Origin of the sequence: Streptomyces solitudinis (genome assembly GCF_036323765.1) — a bacterium.
Lineage (GTDB): Bacteria > Actinomycetota > Actinomycetes > Streptomycetales > Streptomycetaceae > Streptomyces.
In genome coordinates, this window is record NZ_JAZDCW010000003.1 from 479,467 (window position 1) to 490,546 (window position 11,080).

General features: G+C 73.1%; 6 protein-coding genes and 1 riboswitch. Of the genes, 1 reads left to right on the forward strand and 5 read right to left on the reverse strand.

What is annotated here, in order from left to right; all coding sequences use genetic code 11:
• Window positions 1–397: 397 nt before the first annotated feature.
• Window positions 398–3,145, forward strand: a complete 2,748-nt coding sequence (gene ppdK / locus V1J52_RS09630) for a pyruvate, phosphate dikinase (RefSeq protein WP_330139232.1) — start codon at window positions 398–400, stop codon at window positions 3,143–3,145.
• A gap of 158 nt (window positions 3,146–3,303) precedes the next feature.
• Here the strand turns inward: ppdK and V1J52_RS09635 are convergent, their stop codons facing one another.
• The 5 genes from V1J52_RS09635 to V1J52_RS09655 all read right to left on the reverse strand — a co-directional run bounded on the left by V1J52_RS09635 (window position 3,304) and on the right by V1J52_RS09655 (window position 11,046).
• Complete coding sequence (locus V1J52_RS09635) at window positions 3,304–4,458, reverse strand: alkaline phosphatase PhoX (RefSeq protein ID WP_330139233.1); 1,155 nt, start codon at window positions 4,456–4,458, stop codon at window positions 3,304–3,306.
• 233 nt (window positions 4,459–4,691) lie between these two features.
• Window positions 4,692–6,089, reverse strand: coding sequence for a transglycosylase family protein (locus tag V1J52_RS09640; RefSeq protein ID WP_330139234.1), 1,398 nt, complete (start codon window positions 6,087–6,089; stop codon window positions 4,692–4,694).
• A gap of 2 nt (window positions 6,090–6,091) precedes the next feature.
• A riboswitch (cyclic di-AMP (ydaO/yuaA leader) is annotated at window positions 6,092–6,277 on the reverse strand.
• Between the two features lie 436 nt (window positions 6,278–6,713).
• Window positions 6,714–7,079 carry a nitrite reductase small subunit NirD gene (locus tag V1J52_RS09645; protein ID WP_443075769.1) on the reverse strand — a complete coding sequence of 122 codons (366 nt, stop codon included), beginning with the start codon at window positions 7,077–7,079 and terminating at the stop codon, window positions 6,714–6,716.
• Window positions 7,076–9,634, reverse strand: coding sequence for a nitrite reductase large subunit NirB (gene nirB / locus V1J52_RS09650; RefSeq protein WP_330139564.1), 2,559 nt, complete (start codon window positions 9,632–9,634; stop codon window positions 7,076–7,078). The genes V1J52_RS09645 and nirB overlap by 4 nt, the downstream gene beginning before the upstream one ends.
• 140 nt (window positions 9,635–9,774) lie before the next feature.
• Window positions 9,775–11,046, reverse strand: a complete 1,272-nt coding sequence (locus tag V1J52_RS09655; protein ID WP_330139235.1) for an NAD(P)/FAD-dependent oxidoreductase — start codon at window positions 11,044–11,046, stop codon at window positions 9,775–9,777.
• Between the last annotated feature and the right edge of the window lie 34 nt (window positions 11,047–11,080).

Sequence of the window (11,080 nt, forward strand, 5' to 3'; positions counted from 1 at the left end):
TCCGGATCGTGGGATGCGCGCGGGGGGTGACGCGTGATCCTCGCCACGATTGATCGGTGGTGTGCTCACATGAGCGCTCCGGTGAGTCGTGCAGTTCTCCAACGAGCGGCACTCAGTGCCAGGGGTCGGTGACGCCGGAGCGACGGCAGATCCTCGCACTGCGTGAACGTGACGCGCGTCAACCGTCGCACCGCGTCACGATGCGTTCGACTTCCTAACGCGGGCCGTTCGGCCACTTAACCGACCCTTTACTTTCGATCCCCTGGCGGATGGGTGGTTACGGCCGCAAGAGGTGGTGCCAGCCGTGCTCATCCACCTTCGATATGGGTACGCTCCCCGCCGTCAGGGCAGACCTTCCCCAGCGCCGTCCGGGGAACCCAGCGAGGAGTCGAGTCCCGTGCCGGAAAGCAGAGAGCCCCACGTACCCGCGAACGCCCCCAAGTTCGTCTACGCCTTCACCGAGGGCAACAAGGAACTCAAGGACCTCCTGGGCGGGAAGGGGGCCAACCTGGCCGAGATGACCAACCTGGGTCTCCCCGTCCCTCCGGGGTTCACCATCACCACCGAGGCGTGCAAGGTCTACCTCGACTCCGGCGCCGAGCCGCCGTCCCTGCGCGAGGAGGTCAGCGCCCACCTGACCGCCCTGGAGGAGCGGATGGGCAAGCGGCTCGGGCAGACCGACGACCCGCTGCTGGTCTCCGTCCGCTCCGGCGCCAAGTTCTCCATGCCCGGCATGATGGACACCGTCCTCAACATCGGCCTCTCCGACGCCTCGGTGACCGGACTCGCCACCCAGGCCGGGGACGAGCGCTTCGCCTGGGACTCCTACCGCCGCCTGATCCAGATGTTCGGCAAGACCGTGCTCGGCGTGGACGGCGAGCACTTCGAGGAGGCCCTGGAGCAGGCCAAGGAGGCCAAGGGCGCGACGACCGACGTGGACCTCGGCGCGGACGACCTGCGCACCCTCGTCGGCCGCTTCAAGGACATCGTCTCCAAGGAGACCGGCCGGGAGTTCCCGCAGGACCCGCGCGAGCAGATGGACCTCGCCATCTGCGCGGTCTTCGACTCGTGGAACACCGACCGGGCCAAGCTCTACCGGCGCCAGGAGCGCATCCCCGGCGACCTGGGCACGGCCGTCAACGTCTGCTCGATGGTCTTCGGCAACCTCGGGCCCGACTCCGGCACCGGCGTCGCCTTCACCCGTGACCCGGCCAGCGGGCAGCAGGGCGTCTACGGCGACTACCTCCAGAACGCACAGGGCGAGGACGTCGTCGCGGGCATCCGCAACACCATTCCGCTCGCGGACCTGGAGCAGCTCGACAAGCCGTCCTACGACGAGCTGATGCGCATCATGGAGACCCTCGAACTCCACTACCGCGACCTGTGCGACATCGAGTTCACCATCGAGCGCGGCAAGCTGTGGATGCTCCAGACCCGGGTCGGCAAGCGCACCGCCGCCGCGGCCTTCCGCATCGCCACCCAGCTCGTGGACCAGGGCCTCATCGACGAGGCCGAGGCGCTCCAGCGGGTCAACGGCGCGCAGCTCGCGCAGCTCATGTTCCCCCGCTTCGACGTGGGCGCGCGGGCCGAGCAGATCGGCCGGGGCATCGCCGCGTCACCCGGCGCGGCCGTCGGCAAGGCCGTCTTCGACTCCTACACCGCGATCAAGTGGTCCCGCTCCGGCGAGAAGGTCATCCTCATCCGCCGCGAGACCAACCCCGACGACCTGGACGGCATGATCGCCGCCGAGGGCATCCTCACCTCGCGCGGCGGCAAGACCTCCCACGCCGCCGTCGTCGCCCGCGGCATGGGCAAGACCTGCGTGTGCGGCGCCGAGGACCTGGAGGTCGACACCAAACGGCGCCAGCTCACCGCACCGCACCCCGACGGCAAGGGCACCCTCGTCATCGACGAGGGCGACGTCGTCTCCATCGACGGCTCCACCGGCAAGGTGTACCGGGGCGAGGTGCCCGTCGTGCCCTCGCCCGTCGTGGAGTACTTCGAGGGCCGCATGCACGCGGGCGCCGACGACGCCGACGAGCTGGTGCGGGCCGTCCACCGCGTCATGGCCTACGCCGACCGCGTCCGGCGGCTGCGGGTACGCGCCAACGCCGACAACGCCGAGGACGCCTCCCGCGCCCGCCGCTTCGGCGCCCAGGGCATCGGCCTGTGCCGCACCGAGCACATGTTCCTCGGCGAGCGGCGCGAGCTGGTCGAGCGGCTGATCCTCGCCGACACCGACAGCGAGCGGGACACCGCCCTGGACGCCCTCCTCCCGCTCCAGAAGGGCGACTTCAAGGAGCTGTTCGAGGCGATGGACGGGCTGCCCGTCACCGTGCGGCTCCTCGACCCCCCGCTGCACGAGTTCCTGCCCGACATCACCGAGCTGTCGGTGCGGGTGGCGCTGGCGGAGTCCCGCAGGGACGCCAACGAGAACGACCTGCGCCTGCTCCAGGCCGTCCACCGGCTGCACGAGCAGAACCCGATGCTGGGACTGCGCGGCGTGCGGCTCGGACTCGTCATCCCGGGCCTGTTCACCATGCAGGTGCGGGCCATCGCGGAGGCGGCGGCCGAGCGCAAGGCCGCCAAGGGCGACCCGCGCGCGGAGATCATGATCCCGCTGGTGGGCACCGTGCAGGAGCTGGAGATCGTGCGCGAGGAGGCCGAGCGCGTCATCGAGGAGGTCGAGCGGGCGCGCGGCGTGGACCTGAAGCTGACCCTCGGCACCATGATCGAGCTGCCGCGCGCCGCGCTGACGGCCGGGCAGATCGCCGAGTCGGCGGACTTCTTCTCCTTCGGCACCAACGACCTGACCCAGACGGTGTGGGGCTTCAGCCGCGACGACGTCGAGGCCAGCTTCTTCACCGCCTACCTGGAGAAGGGCATCTTCGGCGTCTCCCCGTTCGAGACCATCGACAAGGACGGCGTCGGCAAGCTCGTGCACGACGCCTCGGTGGCGGGCCGGGCCACGCGCCCCGACCTCAAGCTCGGCGTCTGCGGCGAGCACGGCGGCGACCCGGAGTCGGTGCACTTCTTCCACGAGGTGGGGCTGGACTACGTCTCCTGCTCGCCGTTCCGCATCCCCGTCGCCCGGCTGGAGGCGGGCCGGGCCGCGGCGCAGAGCGCGGGCAGCGACAGCCGCTGACCGCACCCGGTCCCGGCCCGCCGGCCGTGACCACCCGCCGGACCTCCGGGCGGGCCGCCGCACCCCGACCCTCACCGCCGGCGGCCGGTCCGGACACGAGGGGAGGGGCGGTGCGGCACCTGTGCGGAGGTGCCGCACCGCCCCCTCCCCGCCTCCCGTCAGCGCCGGAACGGGCCGCTCACCTCGTAGGTGATGCCGCCGGAGGAACTGCCGCTCGTGCCGCGCTGGCTGGAGAAGTACAGCCGGGTGCCGTCCGGGGAGAACGCCGGACCGCAGATCTCGGAGGACGACTGCCCCTCGACGCGCAGGAACGGCGCCACGACGTCGTCCGGGGTGATGACGCAGATCTCCATGTTGCCGCCGTCCTCCGCGACGAACAGGTCACCGGAGGAGGCGCCGGTGATGTTGTCCACGCCGGTCAGCGGGTCGGTGCCGCTCACCAGCGAGTCGTCGTAGGCCAGCTCGTAGGTCTGCGCGGCCAGGTTCAGCCGCCACACCCGGTTGTCGCCCTTGGTGGTGAACCACACGGTGCCGCCCGCGTAGTGGCAGCCCTCGCCCCCGTTGAACCGCTTGGCTCCGGAGACCTGGTGGCGGGTCGCTGTGGAGCCGCCCGGGTCCGGCACGTTCGCCCAGCTGAACGAGCCGGACGTGCCCGAACCGGCGCGCAGCACCTGGAGCCGCCCGGCGGACAGGTCGCCCCAGGTGTCGGGCACGAACCGGTAGAAGCAGCCGTCCCCGACGTCCTCGGTGAGGTAGAAGACGCGGCGCTGCGGGTCGGCCGCCGCCGCCTCGTGCTTGAAGCGGCCCATCGCGTCCCGGCGGACGGGGGCGTTCACGCCGTACGGGTCGGTCTCGTAGACGTAACCGCGGTCCACCTCCTCGCAGGACAGCCAGGTGTTCCACGGCGTCGCGCCGCCCGCGCAGTTCTGCCGGGTGCCGGACAGGATGCGGTAGGCGCCGGTGACCGAGCCCGAGGAGTTGAAGCGGACCGCGCTCGCGCCTCCGCCGGGGTTGACCTCGGAGTTGGAGACGTAGATCCAGCCGCTCCCGGAGGGGAAGCAGGCCCCGCCGTCCGGTGCGCGGTGCCAGGTGTAGGACGTGCCGCCCACCTGCTGTCCGGAGCGGGCGATGATCCGGCTGGTGAAACCGGAGGGGAGCCGGATGCCGCGTGCGTCGGGGGAGCCGAGCGGACCGTAGGGGCTCGGGCCCGGCTGGGCGGGGGCGGCGTGGGTGGCGCCGTGCATCAGGGTGCCGCCGAAGGCTGCGGCCGAGCCGCTCACCACGGCTCCGCGCAGGAAGGTGCGACGTTCCACGGGTTACCTCACCGGAGTCGTCGAGGCTCCGGCGCCGGCGGCGCCGGAGTACAACGCGCAGGACGCTAGGGGCGTCACATGGCGTCAGTGGCACGGGCGCGGCAATACCGGCCCACGACGACGTGAACCGGCCGTGCCGGGAGGAGTCTCGGCACGGCCGGTCGGGGTGCGGTTCCCCGTGGCGGGCGCCCCCTGTGCGGGGGCACGCGCGCGGGGCGCGGTGGGGCGGAACGTCAGATGGAGACGCCCTTGCCCCGCAGGTAGGCCAGCGGGTCGATGTCCGAGCCGTAGCCGGAACCGGTGCGGACCTCGAAGTGCAGGTGCGGGCCGGTGCTGTTGCCGGTGGAGCCCACCAGGCCGATCTGCTGGCCGCCGCCCACGCTCTGGCCGGTCGAGACGGTGATGGAGGACAGGTGCGCGTACTGGGTGTAGCGGCCGTCCTCGTGCCGGATGACGATCTGGTTCCCGTAGGAACCGCCCCAGCCCGCGGAGACCACGGTGCCGGCGCCGACGGACTTCACCGGGGTGCCGGTCCCGGCGGAGAAGTCCACGCCGGTGTGGTAGCCGCTGGACCACGCCGAGCCGGAGGCCCGGTAGGCGGTGCTCGGGGCGGCGTCGACCGGGCGGACGAAGCCGGAGGCCGCGGGCGCGGGCTCGGCGGGCTTCTCGGCCTGCGGCTTCGGCTGCGGGGCCTTGGGTGCGGCGGCCTTGTCGGCCTTCTCCTCGGCCTTGGGCTTCCCGGCCTCGGGCTGGGCCTTCGGCTCGGCCTTCTTCTCGGTCTTCTTCTCGGCCTCGGGCGCGGGCTCGGGCTTGTCGGCCTTGGGCGCGGCCTTCGGCTGCGCGGCCTTGCTGGGCTTGTCGGCCTTGGGCGCGGCGGTGGCCCCGTCCGTGTCCAGGCTCAGCCGCTGGCCGGGGAAGATCAGGTCCGGGTCCTGGCCGACGACGTCGCGGTTGGCGGAGTAGACGGCCTGCCAGCCGCCGTCCACCTGCTTGACCGTGGCGATGCCGAAGAGGGTGTCGCCGCTGGTGACGGTGTAGTCCTGCCCGGCGTCCTTCTCGGCCTTCTCGGCCTTCTTCTCCGGCTTCTGGGCCGTGGCGGCCTTGCTGGGCTTGTCGGCCTTCGTCCCGGCGGCCTCCGGCTTCGGCCCGGCCTGCTCGGCCGGGGCCTTGCCGGCCTTCTCCGGCTTGTCGGCCTTCTCGGCGGCGGGCTTCCCGCCGGACTCACCGGCCGGGTCGATGGCCGGGGCGGCGGAGCCCTTGGCCAGTCCGGCGCGCGGACCGCACACCGGCCAGGCGCCGGGGCCCTGCATCTCCAGCAGCCGCTCGGCGGCGGCGATCTGCTGGTCCTTGGTGGCCAGGTCCGCCCGTGCGGCGTACTGGGTGCCGCCGGCGGCCTCCCAGCTGGACTGCTGGAACTGGAGGCCGCCGTAGAAGCCGTTGCCGGTGTTGATGGACCAGTTGCCGGAGCTCTCGCACTCGGCGACCTTGTCCCACACGGAGACGGGGGCGGCGTTCGCGGCACCCGCGGCGAGCGGGACGGTGACGCCTCCCGCAGTGACCACGAGGGAGACCCGGGCGACCTGACGGGATATCAGCGGTGTGCGCGGACGGCGGTGGCGACCACGAGACATAGGTGTGTCCTCTCCTACGCCTGCGAGGTGAGCTGTCGGATTCGGGCCGGAGCAGCCCGGCCACTTCCCGTAGCGCCGGAGCGCTGCGGGGCGTGGCTTCACCCCTAGCCGTACCGGTACGGATACACGGCACGGCGCTTACCTGGTTCCCCCGCTCCTGCCGCCTGGACTGCTGGCTGTTCCCCCAGCCGGGCGGCAGGATTCGGCGTCCCGGCGGTAGGGCCACGCATCCGATGCGTGGCGGAGGAACCGTAGGCACAAGCATTTGCAGGAGACAAGCAGCGGACCTGTGGACGTTCCTCCGATCCCTCCCGCACCGGCCGTCGCAGCCACGGTCCGCACCGGTGCCGATTCCGAGCGTAAGAGGACGGATCTTGTGGAATGTCCGAAAACCCCTGGTCAGGGGCGAATCTGACGGAGCGCGAACGACGGCGCCACCCGGTGCCATTGCACCGGGTGGCGCCCTTGTGAGTCCGGTCACCCGGAGGGGCGGCCCCGCCTTTACATCACCGCAAAGCAGACACCCGTCCGGATGATGGAATGTCAGGCTCCGCTTGTCGCCTGCCGTTGATGTCGGGCCTTCTGTCCGTTTGGTCGCTTATGCGGTGCCGCTCCGGGCCCCCGTCAGCGGGTGCGGGCCGGGTACACCGGCACGGTGACCGCGTCCTCGTCCAGGCAGCGCCCCGTGGCCAGGTCGAAGCGCTGCTTGAGCAGCGGCGATGCCACGAACGGGCGCCCCCGCGCGGAGCCCAGCAGCCCGCGCGAGAGGACGTAGGCACCGGTGAACGGGTCACGGTTGGCGATCACGTGCACGGTCCCCGCCCGGTCCAGGAAGACGGCGGCCTGCCCGCCGTCCGGCAGCAGCGCCGCCACGCCGCGGCCCGGGGTGAGGTCGGCCAGGTCGCACAGCCGCACCCAGCCCCGCCCGGCCCGGACCTCCACCCGGGTCAGGGTCCGCGCCGCGGTCGGGGCGTCCATCACGTCGGTCATCGGGTCTGCGCTCCTTCGAGGGTGCGGACGGGCAGGTCGGGGCCCGCCAGGATGTCCAGATCGGGCTTGAGCTGGTCCCGTTCGGGCACGAACCGCACCGACGGGTCGGGGGCGTCCGGGGCGTTGACGAACGACACGAAGCGGCGCAGCCGGTCCGGGTCGTCCAGCGTCTGGGCCCACTCGTCGCGGTACCCGGCCACGTGCCCGGCCATCATCGCCTCCAGTTCGGCGCAGATGCCCAGCGAGTCGTGCACCACCACGTCGCGCACGTGGGCCAGCCCGCCCTCGATGCGCTCCAGCCACACCGAGGTGCGTTCGAGTCGGTCGGCCGTGCGGATGTAGAACATCAGGAACCGGTCGATGAGCCGGACGAGTCCGGCGTCCGAGAGGTCCTGGGCGAGCAGGTCGGCGTGGCGCGGCGTGGCGCCGCCGTTGCCGCCGACGTACAGGTTCCAGCCACCGGCGGTGGCGATGACGCCGAAGTCCTTGCTCTGCGCCTCGGCGCACTCCCGCTGGCACCCGGAGACGGCCGACTTGAGCTTGTGCGGTGCGCGCAGCCCCCGGTAGCGCAGTTCCAGGTCGATGGCCATCCGCACCGAGTCCTGCACGCCGTAGCGGCACCACGTCTCCCCGACGCAGGACTTCACCGTGCGCAGCGCCTTGCCGTAGGCGTGGCCCGACTCGAACCCCGCGTCCACCAGCCGGGTCCAGATCATCGGGAGCTGGTCCACCCGGGCGCCGAACAGGTCGATGCGCTGCCCGCCGGTGATCTTCGTGTAGAGACCGAAGTCCCGGGCCACCTCGCCGATGACGATCAGCTTCTCCGGGGTGATCTCGCCCCCGGGCACCCGGGGCACCACCGAGTAGGAGCCGTTCTTCTGGAGGTTGGCGAGGAAGTGGTCGTTCGTGTCCTGGAGCGCGGCCTGCTCCCCGTCCAGTACGTAGCCGTCCGCGCCGATCACCGGGGCCAGGGAGGCGATGACCGAGGCCACGGCGGGCTTGCACACCTCGCAGCCCTCACCGCCGCGCGCCTCCGGCCGGCCGTGGCCGTCCAGCAGCTCCCGGAAGGAGGTCAGCCGCAGGGCGAGCACGATCTCGTACAGCTCCTGGCGGGTGTGGGCGAAGCAGCCGCACAGGCCGGGATCGACCTCGACGCCCTGGGCGGCCAGTTCGTCGTTCACGAGCTGCCCGAGCACCTTCACGCAGCTTCCGCACCCGGTACCGGCCTTGGTGCACTTCCTGACCTCCGGCACGGTGGTGCAGTGGTGCTCGGCGACCGCGCCGCGGATCGTGCCCTTGGTGACGTTGTGGCAACTGCACACCACCGCCTCGTCCGGCAGCGCCGCCGGACCGATCGCCGCGGGGGCGCCCGCCCCGGCGGGCAGCACCAGCGCCTCGGGGGCGACGGGCGGCACCGAGCCGGTCAGCGGGCGCAGCAGCCCGTACGCCTCCGCGTCCCCCACCAGGACGCCGCCCAGCAGCGTGCCGTCCCCGGCGACGACGAGTTTCTTGTAGACCCCGGAGCGGGAGTCGGCGTACACCACGTCGAGGCAGCCCTCGGCCGTGCCGTGCGCGTCCCCGAAGGAGGCCACGTCCACGCCGAGGAGCTTGAGCTTGGTGGAGGTGTCCGCGCCGGTGAAGCCGTCGCCGTCCGCCGCGGTGCCCGCGATGGCGGCGGCCGCCGTCTCGGCCATCTCGTAGCCGGGCGCCACCAGCCCGTACACCGTGCCGTCGGCGGCGCGGGCGCACTCACCGATCGCGTACACCGCCGGATCGCTGGTGCGGCAGTGCGCGTCCACGACGACGCCGCCGCGCTCCCCGACGTCCAGGCCGGCCTCGCGGGCGAGCTGGTCGCGCGGGCGCACCCCGGCCGAGAAGACCACCATGTCGGTGGCGAGGACCGAGCCGTCCGAGAGCACCATGCCGGTGACCGCGCCGTCGGCGTCCGCGGTGATCTCCTTGCCGCCCACCCCGGTGTGGACGGCGAGCCCCATGCCCTCGATGGTGCGGCGCAGCGCGGCCCCGCCGCCCGCGTCGACCTGGAGCGCCATCAGCCGGTCGTTGAACTCCACGATGTGCGCGTCCACGCCCAGGCCCGCCAGCGCGCCGGCCGCCTCCAGGCCCAGCAGCCCGCCGCCGACGACCACGCCACTCCCGGCGCCCTTCGCGTACGCCTCGATGGCGAGCAGGTCCTCGATGGTGCGGTAGACGAAGCAGCCCGTGCTGTCCCTGCCGGGGACGGGCGGCACGAACGGGTAGGAGCCGGTGGCCAGCACCAGCGTGTCGTAGGTGAACGTCCGTCCGGAGCGGGCCGTCACCGTGCGCGCGGCCCGGTCCACGGCTTCGGCCGGGTCGCCCAGGTGCAGTTCGATGCCGTGCCCGGCCAGGAACGCCTCGTCGGTCAGCGACAGCTCCTCGGGCGTGGTGCCGGAGAAGTAGGAGGTGAGCTGCACCCGGTCGTAGGCGGGGCGCGGCTCCTCGCACAGGACGACCACCCGGGCCCGCCCGGTCACGCCCCGGTCGGCCAGGGCCTCAAGGAAGCGCTGCCCGACCATGCCGTGCCCGACCAGGACGATCGTCGGCTTCTTCGGTGCGGCCGGTGCGGCCGGTGCGGTGGTCCCGGTCGGCTCGGTCGGTCCGGTCGGCCTCAGCGGCGTGGCCGGCACCGTCGGTACCGTTCGCGGCTCGGACATCGTCACAGACCTCCATCGTTGGTGAGCAGGTGGAGCAGCGGGGCGGAGGGGAGCGGTTCGTCCCCTTCCCAGGTGCGGGCGAGCGCGCCGACGGTGCCGAGATCGCCCAGGAGGATGCCGCCGACGAGCCGATCGCCGCGCACGACGACCTTCCGGTAGGCGCCGCGGGTGGCGTCGGCGAGGTGCACGACGTCGTCGTCCGCGCGGGGGACGGCCTCCCCGAAGGCGGCCAGGTCCAGCGGCCCCGGACCGCCCAGCGTCAGCCGGGTCAGCGCACGGGTTCCGGTGTAGGGGGCGGCGCCGCCGTCCGGGGCGGTGAGCCGTCGGGCCAGCGCGTCGGCCTGTTCCTGCGCGGCGCCGGCCAGCCCGTAGACGGTGCCGCGGTGCTGGGCGCAGTCCCCGACGGCGTGGACGCGCCGGTCGTCGGTGCGCAGGGCGTCGTCCACGACCACGCCCCGCTCGACGGTGAGCCCGGCGGCGCGGGCCAGCCCCGTGCGGGGCCGCACCCCGCAGGCCAGGACCAGCAGGTCGGCGCCGAGGGTGTAGCCGTCGGCCAGGCCGACCGCGTGCACCGAGCGCCGCCCGGTCACCGGGCCCGGACGGGTGAGCACGCCGCGCACCCGGCACTCGGTGTGCACCTCCACACCGAGCCCGGTCAGGTGGGCGCGCAGCAGCGCGGACGCGCCCGCGTCGAGCTGGCGTTCCATCAGGTGCTCGCCCTGGTGGGCCAGGACGGTGGCTGCCCCCCGTGCGGCCAGCGCCCTGGCGGCGGAGACGCCGAGCAGCCCGCCGCCGACCACGACCGCCCGGGTCCCGGGGCCTGCGGCGGTGAGGGCGGCGCAGTCGTCCAGCGTCCGGAACGGGTGGACGTTCTCCGGCAGCCCCGCGCCGGGGGCGGCGCCGCCGGTGTCGTCGAACAGGCCGCGCATCGGCGGCAGCACCGGGTTCGACCCGGTGGCCAGGACGAGGGTGTCGTAGGGCACCAGGGAGCCGTCGTCGCACACGACCCGCCGCTCGGCGCGGTCGATCCGCACCGCCCGGACCCCGGCCCGGAGGCGGACGCCCGGCCCCGGCTCGGGCAGGGCGATGACGTCGGGCGTGTACCGCCCGGCCAGCACCTCGGCGAGCAGCACCCGGTTGTACGCCGGGTGCCGCTCCTCCCCGATGACGGTGACGGCGTGGCCGGCGGCACCGCCGTCACCGGTGAGCTGCTGCACGAGCCGGGAACCGGCCATGCCGCCGCCGATCACCACCACGCGCTGTTTCGAGGTCATGCCCGACAGCGTGCGCTGCCGCTGTTACCCGGTG

Coding starts and splice junctions, on each gene's coding strand:
- V1J52_RS09640 (WP_330139234.1), bottom strand. CDS start 6,089: ATGTCTCGTGGTCGCCACCGCCGTCCGCGCACACCGCTGATATCCCGT.
- V1J52_RS09645 (WP_443075769.1), bottom strand. CDS start 7,079: ATGACCGACGTGATGGACGCCCCGACCGCGGCGCGGACCCTGACCCGG.
- nirB (WP_330139564.1), bottom strand. CDS start 9,634: ATGGTCGGGCAGCGCTTCCTTGAGGCCCTGGCCGACCGGGGCGTGACC.
- V1J52_RS09655 (WP_330139235.1), bottom strand. CDS start 11,046: ATGACCTCGAAACAGCGCGTGGTGGTGATCGGCGGCGGCATGGCCGGT.